Source organism: Campylobacter concisus, assembly GCF_902460595.1.
In the GTDB taxonomy this organism is placed as follows: domain Bacteria; phylum Campylobacterota; class Campylobacteria; order Campylobacterales; family Campylobacteraceae; genus Campylobacter_A; species Campylobacter_A concisus_BL.
This window is the reverse complement of the sequence record NZ_CABPVA010000001.1, coordinates 410,987-426,072: the sequence shown is the minus strand read 5'-3', so window position 1 is coordinate 426,072 and position 15,086 is coordinate 410,987. Positions and strand designations below refer to the sequence as shown.

20 protein-coding genes are annotated in these 15,086 nt (G+C 38.2%); 3 read left to right on the top strand and 17 right to left on the bottom strand.

Annotated elements, in window-relative coordinates; all coding sequences use genetic code 11:
- A partial coding sequence (lepB, locus tag F3G86_RS02100; protein WP_188116405.1) for a signal peptidase I occupies window positions 1–609 on the top strand: 609 nt, incomplete at its 5' end.
- 161 nt (window positions 610–770) lie between these two features.
- Here the strand turns inward: lepB and F3G86_RS11065 are convergent.
- The 17 genes from F3G86_RS11065 to F3G86_RS02015 form a co-directional block, all read right to left on the bottom strand.
- The gene (locus tag F3G86_RS11065) at window positions 771–1,292 is read right to left on the bottom strand and encodes a ComEA family DNA-binding protein (protein WP_103647113.1); all 522 of its coding nucleotides are present in this window, start codon (window positions 1,290–1,292) and stop codon (window positions 771–773) included.
- A gap of 136 nt (window positions 1,293–1,428) precedes the next feature.
- Window positions 1,429–1,785: a 50S ribosomal protein L19 gene (gene rplS / locus F3G86_RS02090; RefSeq protein ID WP_002941851.1), complete on the bottom strand. Its 357-nt coding sequence runs from the start codon at window positions 1,783–1,785 to the stop codon at window positions 1,429–1,431.
- Between the two features lie 8 nt (window positions 1,786–1,793).
- A complete protein-coding gene (gene trmD / locus F3G86_RS02085; RefSeq protein WP_149722852.1) occupies window positions 1,794–2,486 on the bottom strand; it encodes a tRNA (guanosine(37)-N1)-methyltransferase TrmD in 693 nt (230 codons plus the stop codon).
- Window positions 2,483–3,013: a ribosome maturation factor RimM gene (rimM, locus tag F3G86_RS02080; protein WP_149722851.1), complete on the bottom strand. Its 531-nt coding sequence runs from the start codon at window positions 3,011–3,013 to the stop codon at window positions 2,483–2,485. The genes trmD and rimM overlap by 4 nt, the downstream gene beginning before the upstream one ends.
- Entirely contained in the window at window positions 3,006–3,248 is a 243-nt protein-coding gene (locus tag F3G86_RS02075; protein WP_149722850.1) for a KH domain-containing protein, read from the bottom strand. Before F3G86_RS02075 ends, rimM begins: the two co-directional genes overlap by 8 nt.
- Entirely contained in the window at window positions 3,248–3,475 is a 228-nt protein-coding gene (gene rpsP, locus F3G86_RS02070) for a 30S ribosomal protein S16 (protein ID WP_149722849.1), read from the bottom strand. The genes F3G86_RS02075 and rpsP overlap by 1 nt, the downstream gene beginning before the upstream one ends.
- A 71-nt stretch (window positions 3,476–3,546) precedes the next feature.
- Window positions 3,547–4,887, bottom strand: coding sequence for a signal recognition particle protein (ffh, locus tag F3G86_RS02065; RefSeq protein ID WP_149722848.1), 1,341 nt, complete (start codon window positions 4,885–4,887; stop codon window positions 3,547–3,549).
- A 62-nt stretch (window positions 4,888–4,949) separates the two neighbouring features.
- Window positions 4,950–5,708, bottom strand: a complete 759-nt coding sequence (locus F3G86_RS02060) for an RluA family pseudouridine synthase (RefSeq protein WP_149722847.1) — start codon at window positions 5,706–5,708, stop codon at window positions 4,950–4,952.
- Window positions 5,705–6,841 (bottom strand): lipid IV(A) 3-deoxy-D-manno-octulosonic acid transferase, encoded by a 1,137-nt coding sequence (waaA, locus tag F3G86_RS02055; RefSeq protein WP_149722846.1) that lies wholly within the window; start codon window positions 6,839–6,841, stop codon window positions 5,705–5,707. The genes F3G86_RS02060 and waaA overlap by 4 nt, the downstream gene beginning before the upstream one ends.
- 8 nt (window positions 6,842–6,849) lie before the next feature.
- Window positions 6,850–7,557, bottom strand: coding sequence for a zinc ribbon domain-containing protein (locus F3G86_RS02050; protein ID WP_149722845.1), 708 nt, complete (start codon window positions 7,555–7,557; stop codon window positions 6,850–6,852).
- A 17-nt stretch (window positions 7,558–7,574) separates the two neighbouring features.
- Window positions 7,575–8,297, bottom strand: coding sequence for a Nif3-like dinuclear metal center hexameric protein (locus F3G86_RS02045; RefSeq protein WP_149705511.1), 723 nt, complete (start codon window positions 8,295–8,297; stop codon window positions 7,575–7,577).
- 6 nt (window positions 8,298–8,303) lie between these two features.
- The gene (glyQ, locus tag F3G86_RS02040) at window positions 8,304–9,164 is read right to left on the bottom strand and encodes a glycine--tRNA ligase subunit alpha (protein ID WP_021084368.1); all 861 of its coding nucleotides are present in this window, start codon (window positions 9,162–9,164) and stop codon (window positions 8,304–8,306) included.
- A 10-nt stretch (window positions 9,165–9,174) separates the two neighbouring features.
- On the bottom strand, window positions 9,175–9,591 hold the full coding sequence (locus F3G86_RS02035; protein ID WP_149722844.1) for a GyrI-like domain-containing protein: 417 nt from the start codon (window positions 9,589–9,591) through the stop codon (window positions 9,175–9,177).
- Between the two features lie 3 nt (window positions 9,592–9,594).
- The gene (locus F3G86_RS02030) at window positions 9,595–10,068 is read right to left on the bottom strand and encodes a DUF3972 domain-containing protein (RefSeq protein ID WP_103567334.1); all 474 of its coding nucleotides are present in this window, start codon (window positions 10,066–10,068) and stop codon (window positions 9,595–9,597) included.
- 11 nt (window positions 10,069–10,079) lie between these two features.
- Window positions 10,080–10,574, bottom strand: a complete 495-nt coding sequence (gene purE, locus F3G86_RS02025) for a 5-(carboxyamino)imidazole ribonucleotide mutase (protein WP_149722843.1) — start codon at window positions 10,572–10,574, stop codon at window positions 10,080–10,082.
- The gene (locus tag F3G86_RS02020; protein WP_149722842.1) at window positions 10,571–11,830 is read right to left on the bottom strand and encodes a peptidase U32 family protein; all 1,260 of its coding nucleotides are present in this window, start codon (window positions 11,828–11,830) and stop codon (window positions 10,571–10,573) included. The genes purE and F3G86_RS02020 overlap by 4 nt, the downstream gene beginning before the upstream one ends.
- Window positions 11,830–12,579 carry a hypothetical protein gene (locus F3G86_RS02015; protein WP_021092189.1) on the bottom strand — a complete coding sequence of 250 codons (750 nt, stop codon included), beginning with the start codon at window positions 12,577–12,579 and terminating at the stop codon, window positions 11,830–11,832. Before F3G86_RS02015 ends, F3G86_RS02020 begins: the two co-directional genes overlap by 1 nt.
- 136 nt (window positions 12,580–12,715) lie before the next feature.
- On the opposite strand from F3G86_RS02015, the gene F3G86_RS02010 reads away from it, so the two are divergent.
- Both F3G86_RS02010 and glnA read left to right on the top strand, forming a co-directional pair.
- Entirely contained in the window at window positions 12,716–13,495 is a 780-nt protein-coding gene (locus F3G86_RS02010; protein ID WP_149722841.1) for a histidinol-phosphatase, read from the top strand.
- Between the two features lie 87 nt (window positions 13,496–13,582).
- Window positions 13,583–15,013 carry a type I glutamate--ammonia ligase gene (glnA, locus tag F3G86_RS02005; RefSeq protein ID WP_103575036.1) on the top strand — a complete coding sequence of 477 codons (1,431 nt, stop codon included), beginning with the start codon at window positions 13,583–13,585 and terminating at the stop codon, window positions 15,011–15,013.
- Window positions 15,014–15,086: the final 73 nt, after the last annotated feature.

Sequence of the window (15,086 nt, the reverse complement as noted above, 5' to 3'; positions counted from 1 at the left end):
ACAAGCTCAATGGAGCCAACATATAAGATTAATTCGGTTATAGTTGCAACTCTTTTTGACTACGGCATATTAGACCCATATAGCCCTTTCTCGCAAACGCCTCTTATCTCATCAAAAGCCGATAGTGGGCACATATTAGATTCTACTGCCCGTCCGGAGCGTGGAAATGTGATAGTTTTTAGAAATCCACTAAGTCCAAAAACTCACCTTATGAAACGCGTTTTTGCTGTTGGTGGTGATGAGGTTCAATTCACTTGTGACGGTCTTTATTTAAAACGTCCGCAAGACAAAGAATTTATTTTTGATCCGTATAAAGAACAATTTGCAGGCATACACTATGATGAAGATAGTGTAATAATATTTAATGCCTTAGAACATGAGTATCAAAAAGGGTTAGAAGAAACTCTTAACAATAAAGACACTTCAGAAATGGCTTCATCTAAATCAAATTTAGATACTCCGGATTGTCAAAATGCTTTTATATGGAAGTTAGAAAAAGATACATTTTTCATGGTTGGCGACAACCGCAATCACTCTTTTGATAGTCGTTTTTTTGGAGCAATTCCATACAAATTTTTAGTTGGTAAAGTTAGATGGCAGGTATTTTGAAACAAATTAGCAAAACACCTTGGCTAAAGATGAAAATTAACAAATTATCGGATCAATAAAATTTGAAGAAAGTTGTAATACTTTTTTTGTCAATTACAATAAAAACAAAAATATATGATTTTATAAAACCTACTTGTAAAAACAAGCAGGTTTTAAGTGTTTTATTTCTCTAGTTTCTCTTTAAGATTTTCTTTTTTAGATTTAGCTTTTGAAGTGGCTTTTTTCTTCTTATCTTTTACTTTATCAACAACTTTATCTTTTTCATCTTTTGCTTTTTCACTTATGCTAGTTTCATCTTCTTTGTTAGAAGTTAGCTCTTCTTTACTTTTAGAAGCTTTCTTTTTAAATTTATCTTTTTTATCAGAGATTTTTTCTTTCATCTCATCTTTTGTCTCATCTATTTTCTTCTTACCAACTTTTGCTTTTTCGCTTACTTCGCTCTTGCCAGTAGTAGAAATTTCACCTTTTAGATTATCAAAAGTTTTATCGCCGATACCATTTACATTTTTGAGATCGTCGATTGAGTTAAATTTATTTGCTTTTCTGTACTCGATGATAGCATCTGCTTTTGCACTGCCAATGCCATCAAGGCTCATAAGCTCCTCTTTAGTAGCTGTGTTTAGATTGATTGCTGCCATAGCCAAAGACGCAATAGCTGCAAGTGAAACCAATATTTTTTTCATTTTTATTCCTTAAAAGTAAATTTGAAGTAAAATTCTAGCAAAGAGTGATTAATGAAGTATAAATATTGAGTAATATAAAAATGATTTTAAATATAGTTTATAGGAGAAAATCCCTGAAAATTTCAGGGAAAAAGTTTTATTTTCTAAGTTCGCGGATCTTAGCTGCTTTACCACGTAGTTCACGTAGGTAAAATAGTTTAGCTCTTCTAACACGACCTTTTCTAAGAACCTTTATCTCTTCTATAGAGTCGCTAAATATTGGGAAAATTCTCTCAACACCAACACTGTTAGCACCGATTTTTCTGATAATAAATGTTTCGCCAGTACCGCTACCACGTCTAGCTATACAAATGCCTTCAAAATTTTGAATTCTTGTTTTGTCGCCCTCATGAATACGAGTAGCCACACGCAATGTATCACCTGCACGGAAGTCAGGGATATTCTTACCAGCAATTTGAGCATTTTCAAACGCTTCAATGTATTTATTTCTCATGTTTTTCCTTATTTATGTGGCTTTAGCTTTTGATATAAATCAGGGCGAAAGTACCTTGTTTTGCAGTGAGCCATCTTGTTTTTTAAGTTGTGGATTTTAGCATGATTACCCTTTAAAAACTCTGAAACCACAAAGATAGATTTAAAATTATCAGGTTTTGTAAAAGATGGAGCTTCAAGTAGATTGTCCTCAAAGCTCTCTACTTCAAGGCTCATGTCGTTTCCTAAAACACCAGGCACGTTTCTTGATATCGCATCACTCATACAAAGTGCAGGCAGCTCTCCGCCAGTTAAAATAAAATCACCTATGCAAAAAACTTCGTCCGCCCAAAGCTCAACAACTCTCTCATCAAGCCCTTCGTATCTACTACAAACAAAACAAATATGATCTTTTTTAGAGAGCCTCTTTGCATCATTTTGACTAAATTTTTTACCGGCTGGTGTCAAAAAAATAACATGGGTATTTTTGTCTTTTACTTTTAAAAATTTGATCGACTCATCCAAAGGCTGTGGAAACATCAAAAGCCCTGCTCCACCTCCGATCATATAATCATCAACTTTATTATGTTTGTCTTTGGTAAAATTTCTTGGATTTATGAAATCAATTTCAATAAATCTATTGCTAATTGCGCGTTTTAAAATAGAATCACAAAAGTAAGGTTTGACTAAATTTTCAAAAAGTGTAATAAACGTAAATTTCATGAATTTTCTAAGATGTCTTTAGCGCCTTTTACCAAAATCTCCCCGCTTTCCAAATTTACAGTTTCGATAAAACGCCCCAAATATGGAATGTAGAAATTCTTTGGTTTGCCAGCTGCGATAAGCTCATCATCTGTTTTTATGTATAAAAGTGAATTTGCAAAATTATCTTGGATATCTTCTACGATACCTAAAATTTCGCCATTTTCTACAACTTTTAATTCAATAATGTCAAACTGAAAAAATTCATCTTTTTTTAGTTTGCAGTTTTTTCTAGTGAGCTCTTTTGTGGTGTAGATAGTTTTATTTACGAGTGTTTTAGCAAGGTCTAAGTCATCAAAATTTTCAAACAAAACATGCTCTTTTTGCCTGTTATAGTCTTTTATGATGAGCTGATCATTGTTTTTATCAAAAAAGGTTGCGCCTTTTTTAAATTGTTCTGGGAAGTCGCTCTTGTTGTGAAGCTTTAAATAGCCCCTCAAGCCAACACATCTCCCGATGGTAGCGACTTCAACAATATCACTATTCAATAGCTTTTACCGTTACTCTATAGCTTGTATTGTCTTTGGCTTTACAGCCAATAATAACGGTCTTTATAGCATTTATCATTTTGCCGTCTTTGTCAATAAGCTTTCCAGTATCAACCTTATCGGCACTTATAATGATCTCGACAAAATTTTCACCAAGCTCTTGACGCTCGATAGTTACCTTTTCAGGAAAATCAGCTATTAGCTTGGCGTATTCGTATAAAAAATTTTCAACCATTATTTTGTAATTTGCGCAACTCTATCGCTAAGTTTAGCGCCAACGCTTTTCCAGTAGTTCAATCTCTCTTTGTCGAAATTTATAACATTTGGCTCAACCATAGGGTTATAATAACCAATACTCTCTATCCAACCGCTGTCGCGTCTTTTTCTGCTATCTGTAACAACTATACGATAAAAAGGTCTTTTTTTGCGTCCCATTCTTGTTAGTCTTACTACTGTTGCCATATTATATTCTCCTCTTGTTTTTAAATAAAGCTTAAATTTAGATAACAAATATCCAAATTTAAACCCTTTTGTCAAACAGGTCTTTTTAAATTTGCTTGTGAAAGCATATTTGCAAGTCCTTTTGCTCCGCCTTTTCCTGAAAATTTCTTAGCAAGCTTCGAAGCATTTTCAAACTGCTTTAAAAAACGATTTACCTCTACTTGAGATAGTCCAGAGCCAGCTGCCAAACGCCTTTTTCTGCTATTGTTTAAAAGGTCTGGATTTTCACGCTCTTTTTGCGTCATAGAATTTATCATAGCCTTAATATGCAAAATTTCTTTTGAATTATCAAGGTCTATATCTTTTATCTGATTTGCAATATTTGAAAGTCCAGGTATCATTCCCATCAAAGACTTCATACTGCCAAGCTTTTTAACGCTTTCCATCTGATCTAAAAAGTCATTAAAATTAAACTGGCCTTTTTTTATCTTTTGATTTAGGCGTTTTGCCTCTTTTTCATCGATAATAATCGATGTTTTCTCAACCAAAGTGGCTAAGTCACCCTCGCCCATTATACGGCTTACGATACGATCTGGTATAAAGCTCTCGATATCAGCTACTTTCTCGCCAGTACCGACAAATCTAAGTGGGATATTTAGCTGTTTTGCGATGCTAATAGCTACGCCACCCTTTGAATCAGAGTCGAATTTAGAAAGGATAACTCCAGAAATTCCTAAAATTTCATTAAAACTTGTAGCTGTCTTTACGGCGTCTTGACCACTCATGGCGTCAGCTACGTAGAAAATTTCATGTGGATTTATCACATTTTTTACATCTTTTATCTCTTGCATTAACTTTTCATCAATCGCAAGACGACCAGCGGTATCCACCAAAAGCACATCATAAAGACCGCTTTTTGCTTTTTCTAGCGCTTCTTTTGCTACTTTTACGGGGTTATTTTCATTTTCTATATAAAAAAGATCTATCTCGTTTGCAACGCAGAGCTGTCTTAGCTGCTCAACGGCTGCTAATCTTTGCAAATCACAAGCTGCGACTAAAACTTTTTTCTTTCTTAGTTTTAGATAGTTTGCAAGCTTGATAGTTGTCGTTGTTTTACCGCTACCTTGCAAGCCAGCCATCAAAACAATGGTCGGTGCAACTGGCGCATAGACAAAGCCTTGATTGCCAGGAGCTGTTAAGATAGTAGTTAAATTTGACTTGATCGCATCTAAGAAATTCTTTTGGCCAACGCCAGTTTGCTTTAGTTCGCTTTCGATAGACGCGAGTAGATCTTTGGTGACTTTATGGTGAACATCAGCTTTTAAAAGAGCTTTTTTTAGCACGTCAAGTGCGTTTTTTAGAGCTTTTTCATCATCTACAAAACGTATCTTGCTAACGGCTAATCTAAAAGACTCGCTAATTTGTTCGAACACTAATCACCTTTCTAAGTTGTTATTAAAGGGCGTATATTACTAAATAATTTCTTTATTGCTCTTTAAATTTCAAATTTATTAGATAGCTCAAATCCAAGAGAGTTAAATTCTTTTGGTATCGGCGCTTTAAATTTATAGTCTAAAAGAGCGATAGAGTAAGCATGCAAAAACATTCTATTTGCCCTATTTTTGCCGTATTTCTCATCGCCAACTATCGGTAAATTTAAACTAGCCAAATGCACTCTTATTTGATGCGTTCTGCCTGTTTTTATGGCAACTTTTACTAGCGTTTTTTTACCCACAACCATAAGCGGTGAAATTTCACTGATCGCCTCTTTGCCATCTTTTGATATCTTCGAAATGGCACCATTTTTATTTTTTATCGTTAAGATCGGCTCATTTACGACCACTTCCTCGCTCATGATGCCCCTAACTGTGGCCACGTAAATTTTCTCAACCTTCATCTTTTTAAACTCATTTATGGCAAGGCTTGCAAATTCATCATTTTTTACAAGAAGCAGCACACCACTTGTGTCTTTATCAAGTCTGTGAAGAAGCGGAAATTTATACATTTGGCTGATTTTTTCACTAGTTACGGCGGCTGGTTTATTAATTGCTATTAAATTTTCATCTTCAAAGATAACGCTTGGCTTTGGCATCTCTTCGACGCTAAATTTAGTGTTCTCACTCATCAAGGCACGAGCTATCATCACCTTTTGCCCCTTGGCATAGACTAATCCGCTGTCAATTAGCTCCTTTGCCTCGTTGTTTGAGATGTTTTTTTGCTTGGCTAAAATTTTATACGCTTTTTCTTCACTCATAAAGTGCTCCTTATATCTTCTATGATCGCATCAGCGCTTGCTTGCACGGCGATATTGCTCTTTTTGGCATCACTACCCATTATGCCGCCGATCTCGCTGACCTTTGCGATGTAAATGTTTTCAACTAGGCTAAATAGCGCCTTTTGGTTAAATATAAACTCGCCGCTAATTATAACTGGGTTAAATTTCGCACACTCGATTGGATTATGCCCACCGATATTTGGCACAAAACTGCCTCCAAGTACGACTACATCGCTAATAGCATAGACATTTACAAGCTCGCCTAAAGTGTCAAGCAAATTTACTTTAGCATCAAATTTATGCGTTTGGCTAAATTTTGCAAAGCTAAAATCATGCTTTTTAGCGTACTCGATCGCTAGCTTTTCAACTTCTGCAAATCTCTCAGGGTGGCGTGGTGCGATGATTAATAGATCGTTTTCTTTTAAATTTAAATTATCTAAAATCATCTCTTCTTCACCAGCATGCGTGCTTGCTAGCACGATCACTCTAACTTTTGGCTTTTCATAAACTCTACTCACGCTTGGCAAAAATGCAGCTTTTATATTGCCAACGACCTCTATTTCGCCAGCTCCAAGCGACTTTAGCCGCTCTTTATCAAGCTCACTTTGGGCGTAAATTTTATCTACAAATTTAAAAAGATATTTGTAAAAAAAGCCAAATTTCAAATAACTTTTGTAGCTTCTATCTGAAATTCTTGCGTTTATAAGGATCACGCGGCTACCTTTTAGCTTTGCCATGAAAACTAGCATGAGCCAAAGCTCAGCCTCAAAAATGACTAAAATTTTGCTCTTTTTTAACCAAAATGGCAAGAGAATTTCAAATGGCAAAAATCTTGTGTTAGAACAAATTTTACTTGCCGCTTCAAAGCCAGTATTTGTCACCACACTTATGGCTTTGCTATCAAATTTTTGCATCAAAGGCTTAAGTGCTTGCACCTCGCCAAATGAGCAAGCATGAAAATGCACATCTGCATCTTTAAATTTAGGATTATTAAAGAGAAAAAAACGTGCTGGGATCGATCTATGGTATTTTTTTTTAAAACTTAAAAAAAGTAGAAAGATAGCCCCAAAAAAATAGAGTATTGAGGCTAAAAAATAATATATTATTATCACGAAATGTGTTATTGCTCTTGTTTATACAAAATTCTGCCACAATGCGGGCATGTAACGATATCTTCGCCTTTTGCAACCGCAGAGAAAGTTTTATCATTTATCTGCATAAAGCAGCCATGACAAGCTTGTTTTTTAACAGGCACAACGGCTGTGTTGTGAGCCCATTTTCTGATCTTTTCGTAAAATGCTAAGATCTTTTGGTTCATCGCAGCGACAAGTTTATCTTTTTTAGCATATACCTCTTTGCGCTCTTTTTCGATCTTTTCAAGCTCAGATGAAACCTCGCTTTTTATCTTTTCTAAATTTCCTTCAAGCTCTGTTTTTTTAGCATTTAGCTCATCTTTTTGAGCATTTTTATTGTCTATTAGTTTTTCAAGTCTAGCGATCTCTTCGTTTGCTGCTTCAAGTTGCTCTTTTGCGATATCTTCTTCAAGACCTAGCGCTTTTATCTCTTTTTCGCTTTTAGCGCTCGAGCTTTTTTTAGCTACGTCTTTGATCTTGGCGCTAAATTCTGCGATATGGGCGTTTGTACCTGATTTTTGTGATTTTAGATCATTTACCTCTTCGTCAAGTCTTTCTACATTAACCGCTATAGTTTCACACTCTTCTTCTATGCTTTTATAGGCTTTTTCGACTTCTTGTATGCGCGGCGTGAAGCCGTCTATTTGTTTGTCAAGATCAGATAATTCAACTAATTGTTGCAAATATTTATTCATAATGTTTCCTTTTTTTGTTAGCAATATGTAAATGGGTTTTTAGAATTGCTTATTATAACTTCAATTTTTAGATTTTGCAAATATTTTGCTAAAAAATCACTAAAATAACGCTCGCTTTCATAGTGGTTTATGTCGATCAAATTTAGTCCATTTTCCTTTGCGTAAAGGGCTTGGTGATACTTTAGATCGCCCGTTAAAAAGACGTCTGCTTTGACATCTTGAATGAGATCTGCGCCGCTTCCAGTGCAGATACAAATTTTAGAAATTTCATCTTTTGCATGAACTGCTCTTAAATTTTCTAGCCCAAGTTTTTCTTTTACAAATTTACAAAGTTCAGCAAATTTCATCTTCACATCAGCGTAGATCAAAAAGCCATCTTTGCTTGAAATTTCAAGCCCCAAAACCTGCGTCGCAAATTTTTCATTTAAAAATGCAAGGTCGGCATTTGTGTGAAGCGAGATGAGCGAGATATTTTTTATAATCATCTCTCTTATGAGCGAGCTTGGATAGAGGCTGTAGTCTAGGCACTTTAGCCCTTTAAAAATGAGCGGATGGTGAGTGATGATGAGCGAGTTTGGCAAGACATTTTGCAAAAGCTCACTATCAAGATCAAGGCTTAGATAAATTCGCTCAAATTCGCTGTCAAATGAGCCAACCTGCAAGCCACTATTGTCCCAAGACTCTTGGCTCACAAATGGGCAAATTTCATCTAAATTTTTATAAATTTCAGCTATTTTCATAAAATTTTACTTTTGCTCTAGGCTCTCTTTATATGTTAGCGCGCACTCTTTTGCAAGCTCGCGAATTTTCAAGATGTAGTCTTGTCTTTGCGTCACGCTTATCGCTCCGCGCGCATCAAGGACGTTAAACGTATGAGCTGCAAGCATGCAGTAGTCGTAAGCTGGCAGTGAAATTTTAGCCTCCAAGCAGCGTTTGCACTCGTTAAATGCGTTTTCAAACTGGTTAAAGAGCATATCAACGTTTGCCACTTCAAAGTTGTATTTACTCCACTCATACTCGCCTTGTTTATGCACGTCAGCGTAGGTTACGATGTTGCCATTAGAGTCGTCCCAAACGATGTCATAGACGCTATTTACGTCTTGTAGATACATAGCTAAGCGCTCAAGGCCGTATGTTATCTCGCCAGATATGAGCTCGCATGCGATGCCGCCCACCTGCTGAAAATAGGTAAATTGTGTCACTTCCATGCCGTCTAGCCAGACCTCCCAGCCAAGTCCCCAAGCGCCCAGCGTCGGGCTCTCCCAGTTGTCTTCAACAAAGCGAATATCGTGATTTTTCAAATTTAAACCAAGTCTTTCGAGGCTTTTTAGATAAAGCTCTTGGATATTTTCTGGACTTGGTTTTATGAGCACTTGAAACTGATAGTAAGCGCCAAGGCGGTTTGGGTTTTCGCCGTATCTGCCATCAGTCGGACGGCGGCTTGGAGCTACGTATGCTGTCGCCCACGGCTTTGGTCCAAGGCTTCTTAAAAATGTCGCTTGGTGATATGTGCCCGCACCTGCTGGCATGTCGTATGGCTGAAGTATGACGCAGCCTTGCTCTTGCCAATAGTTTTGAAGCGTTAGTATTATTTGTGAAAATGTCATTTTTTGCCTTTTATTTTATTGATATATAAACTTCTATTTTATTTTTTAGGTATTTTTCAAAGTCTGTTTTATAGGTTCTTTCTAGCTCGCTACTTTCAAAATATCTCCAAATTTCATCCCAAAATTTTGCAACATTTTGTGGCTCATTTGCAAAGCTAAAAAGAGCGTACTTTCCGCTTTGTATATTTAAATTTTCACTATCTTTTTGGCGTGATATTGTGCCGATGAAGTTATCGTAATGTCCATTAAAATCACTTTCGTAGTTACAGTAAACACTATAAATTTCACTCTTGCCATCATAGTATTCACTCATAAATCTGGACCATAAAGCTGGAATTTTGCCGTTGCCGTCCATTTCATCTTCATTTTTAGTGCGAGTTTTTACTCCATAAATTTCAAAGCTATTTTCTAAATTTATAATCTTCATAAACTACTTTTGTCCGTTGAAATTTTCAACCGCTTGATTCCACATGAGCTTGTATTTTCGTTTTAAAAATTCAACTTCATCTTGTGAAATTTTAAGCTGTTTTGTAAGCGTCTCGACCGTTTTTCTATCCTCGTCATAGAGCTCTTGCATCGAGATAAGCGCCTCTTTTAAAAATTTATTCTCATTTCTTAAGGTCTCAAGCGTCTCATCTTTTGCGTCAAGCACCTTTTCGTGTAAATTTAGTATCGTGCCGATCGTCTTTTCGACAAATGTAAAACCATCTTGGCTTTGCGGCTGCAAGGATAAATTTTGCGAAACACTAGGCACCACGCTCATCGTTCCCTCGCTCGCTTCTATCAAAATTTCTCCATTTTCCTCTTTGGTTTTCAAAACGCCACGATTTATCATATCCTCGATAACTTCGCGCTCCAAGTGCACAAGTTTGCAAAATTCATCAACTCCAAGATAGGTCTGCACCGCTTCTCCTTTTATAGTATCACTTCAACCTTTGAAGAATCATCCTCTAAAGCCTTTATCTTTGCCTCTCTGTCGGCCTTTAGCGCACTTGCTAGCCCCTCATCTTCAAGGGCTAAAATTTGCACCGCAAGATAGGCTGCATTTATAGCACCTGCTTTGCCGATAGCTAGAGTTGCCACTGGCATGCCACTTGGCATTTGCACGGTTGAGTAAAGTGCATCAACGCCGCTTAGAGCTGAGCCAGCCATTGGTATGCCGATCACTGGTTTTGTTGTGTTTGCGGCGATCGCACCAGCTAGGTGAGCTGCCATGCCAGCAGCTGCGATGAAGACTTTTGCGCCCTTTTTCTCGGCATTTACGACGTATTCGCTAGTTCTTTTTGGGCTTCTGTGGGCTGAGCTGATTATCAGTTCATATTTTACGCCAAATTTCTCCAAAGTCTTTGCCACCTCGCTAACGATCTCATAGTCGCTTTTACTTCCCATTATAATAGAAACAAATTTCATATTTTCTCCCTTAAAAAACTAAATTTTGGCAGCTTAACGCCGAGGTTTATCTCATTTTCATTGCCGCTATGAATTTCGCTCATGACCTTACCTTTTTTGGTAACGAGCTGTTTAAATTTGATAAATTTCTTGCCATCTTGTGAATAGACCTTTGAGATTTCATTTTCACTATCATCCATATATGAGCCAGTCGGTGCTACGATCTCGTAGCCCTTATCTGGGAAAATTTTATATTTACACTTAAAAAACTCACCATCTTCACTTATAGCATTTACCTGATGAGTGCCCTCTTCTAGGCTGCTCGTGTGATTTTGCGTATCGGTTCGCTCATAAGGTCTATGCACCAAGTAGCCGTCCGTAAAGCCGCGATTTTTCAGCGTATTTATCTCATTTTCATAAATTTGTGCGTCAAATTTGTCGTTCATGGCGTCATCTATCGCCATTTTATAGGCTCTTGCTGTGCAGGCTGCGTAGTATTCGCTCTTTGTGCGGCCCTCTATCTTAAAGCTATCAATGACACCGCTATCAACGATCTCTTTGATGTGCGAGATGAGGCAAAGATCCTTTGAGTTCATGATGTGAGTGCCATTTTCGTCCTCTTCTAAGCGAAAAAGCACGCCACTATCCTCGTTTTTGGCGTAGAGTTCATACTTAAATCTGCAGTCGTTTGCGCAACTGCCGCGGTTTGACATACGACCACTTTGCACTGAGCTTACCAAGCACCTGCCAGAGTAGGCAAAGCACATCGAGCCATGGACGAAAATTTCGATATCAAGGGTTGGAATTTCCTCTTTTATCTTTATGACATCTTTTAAATTCATCTCTCTAGCCACAACGATGCGTTTTGCACCCATGTCGTGATAAATTTTAGCGTCCAAAACGTTCATAACATTTGCCTGAGTTGAGAGATGTATCTCGATATCTGGAGCGATCTCTTTTGCTAGGCTCATGACGCCTGGAGTTGCGATGATAAAGGCGTCTGGCTTCATCGCTGAGATGGTTTGCAGGTGCCTTTTTAACGGCTCTATCTGAGAGTTAAAAGGAAAGGCATTTATGGTCGCATAAAATTTCTTTCCCTTTTCGTGTGTGTAGTCTATCGCCTCTTTAAAAGTTTCAAGGTTAAACTCTCTTGCTGATCTAGTCCTTAGTGAAAAGCTAGCCACAGAGCCATAAACAGCGTCGGCTCCGTATTCAAGGGCGATTTTAAGTTTTGTTAAATTTCCAGCTGGAGATAAAAGCTCAGGCCTTTTTAGCACTATTTTTTACCTAGACTTTCTATCAAGGCTTCGATATCGTCGTTGCTGACTAGGTTTTCAGTCGTTGTATCACCAGCGATATGAACAGCAGAGCCAACGCGTTTATCATCATCGATACGACCTTCAAACAAGGTATTCATATATTTGCTAAGTGCCCTCATAACGTTGATAACACGCTCGATCTTTTGCCTGTGGATGTCTTGATACTGCATCATATCCATAGCCATCATGATCTCATCTTGTCCCATTTGTAAATTTGAGATGATGTTATCGATCGTGCCAAGAAGTGCATTGTTTTTCTCCAAAGCTTCGCTAAATGCGGCAATATTTGGAAATTTCTCACTTAGCGTCGTAAATAGCTCAACGTTTGAGTTTATTGCGTCTTTTAGGCTATTTGAGTCGCTCTCAGCGTCCATGAAAAAGTTATTTATCGTCTCAAGCTTGTCAAACATCTGAGTAGCTTTTTCTTCGCTATCTCTTGTTACATCGTCAAGCTGATGCACCATTTTATGGTCTTCAGTCGGTGGTGGTGGTGGCCAAACGCCGTCTGCGCTCACTCTGTAGTTTTCGCCATGTTTTGAACTATTTGCTTGTGGCTCATCTGCTTTAGCACTCATTGCCTCTGCAACTTCTGCTACCTCGTCTGTTTCCTCTTTGACGTCCGCGACCTCTTGGCTGGCATCTTTAGTATCACCTAAATCATCCTCTAATCCGCCCGCCATAAGCGCGTCAAGTTCCTCTTGGGTCATAAAAGCTCCTAATAAAATTTGCCTTGATTATATAGGATTTAAATAAAAAGAAAGTTTAAAAAGTATGCGTTTATCTTTAAATTTATCAAATTTTAGGTAGCATTTTTGAAAAATAAACGACTTTAAAAGGCTAAAAATGACCGTCGATCTTCACAACCACACACCTCTTTGCAACCACGCAGTTGGCGAACCGCTAGAATTTGTGAAATGCGCCATAAAAGCTGGCACAAAATACTTTGGCTTTAGCGATCACGCGCCGATGAACTACGATGAAGCTTATAGGATGAAATTTGAGGAGATGCAAAGCTACGAAGACGAAATTTTACGTTTAAGAGATGAATTTAGCGGCGAGATAGAAATTTTACTTGGTTATGAGATGGACTTTTTAGATGGCTTTATGGACGAGCGAGTTTTTGCTAGAAAGGTTGATTATCTAATAGGCTCTGTGCATTTTTTTAACGGCTGGGCGTTTGACAATCCCGAATTTATCGGCGGATACGAGGGCAAAGACTTGGATCAAATTTGGCAGGAGTATTTTGACCACATAGAAAGGTCAGCTAAGCTTGGTAAATTTGACATCATGGGACACATCGATCTTTTAAAGCTATTTAAATTTTTACCCAAAAAAGATGTCAGGATCCTAGCCAAAAACGCCATAAAAGCGATAAAAGAGGCAAATTTAGTAGTCGAGATAAACGCAGCTGGCTTTAGAAAGCCTATCGGCGAGCAATATCCAAGTGTAAATTTACTAGAGCTAATCGCTGAAAATGACATCACCATCACCTTTGGCTCAGACGCTCATGCCAAAGAAGACATCGGTAAAAACGGCGAAATTTGCGAGCAGATAGCTAGAAATTTGGGATATTCAAAGTGTGCGATATTTAAAAATAGAGATAGAGAATTAGTAAAATTTTAGTTTGGGGTCAAATAAAATATAAAAATAATCTTAAATATAAAATTTTGTGATACAATACGAAAATTAAAAACCAGAAGGAGATAAAAAATGGGAAAATTTGTCCAAAACATCGATCATTTTTTTGATTTTTGCAAAGAAAATGAAGTTAAATTTGTAGATTTTAGATTTACCGATCTAAACGGCGCTTGGCACAGCATAAGCTACAACATAAAAGCTGTTACAAAAGAGAATTTCACAAACGGCATCCCAATGGACGCTAGCTCGATGAACGGCTGGCAGCCTATCGACAAGAGCGATATGATAATGAAGCCAGAAGCGACATCTGCGTTTTTGGACCCATTTACCTCTGACATCACAGTCGTTGTTTTTTGCGATATCTACGACATTTACAAAGGTCAAATTTATGAAAAATGCCCTCGCTCGATCGCAAAAAGAGCGATGCAATATGTAAAAGATAGCGGACTTGGTGATGAGGCATATTTTGGCCCTGAGAATGAATTTTTTGTATTTGACAATGTAAAAATCATCGACAGCCCAAACTGTGCGATGTATCAAGTAGATAGCGAAGAAGGCGAGTGGAACGACGCTGCAGACTTCAAAGACAGCTACAACACAGGTCACCGCCCACGCAGAAAAGGCGGCTACTTGATGACTCAGCCAATCGACAGCATGGTCGATCTAAGGGCTGAAATGATGCAGGTTTTAGAGCAAGTTGGTCTTGAAGTATTTTTAGGACACCACGAAGTCGCACAAGGTCAAGGCGAGATCGGCGTGAAATTTGGCAACTTAGTCGAGGCTGCTGACAACGTTCAAATTTACAAATACGTCGTTCGCATGGTCGCTCACCTAAACGGCAAGACAGTTACATTTATGCCAAAACCGCTTTATGGCGACAACGGCAGCGGCATGCACGTGCATCAATCAGTCTGGAAAGACGGCAAAAATTTATTCTACAAAGAGGGCAACTACGCAAATTTAAGTGACTTTGCTAGACACTACATCGGAGGCGTTTTAAAACACGCAAGAAGCGTTGCAGCTTTCACAAACCCGAGTACAAACAGCTACAAACGCCTAATCCCAGGCTTTGAAGCGCCATCTATCCTCACATACTCTAGCCAAAACCGCTCAGCGAGCATCCGCATACCTTACGGCGCTGGCGAGAAGTCAGTTAGAGCTGAGATGAGATTCCCTGATAGCACGGCAAACCCTTATCTAGCCTTCTCAGCGATGCTAATGGCGGGCCTTGACGGCGTTAAGCACAAATACGAGCCAGTTGGTCCGATGGATGAAAATTTATTTAAACTTCACCTCGATGAGATCAGAGAGCGCGGCATCGAGCAGCTCCCACACACACTTCGTGGCAGCCTTGAGGCGCTTATCCGCGATAACGAATACCTAAAACCGATAATGAGCGATCTTTTCATCGACACTTATCAGCACATGAAATTTGAAACTCAGGTTTGGCCTTATGAAGCGCGTCCAACCGCTTATGAGTTTAAGACCTGCTTCTCTTGCTAAAACGCAATCTCCAAGCTTTTTTGGGCTTGGGGATTTTTTTTAGATATAAAGTCTATATAGTTAAATTTTGGTC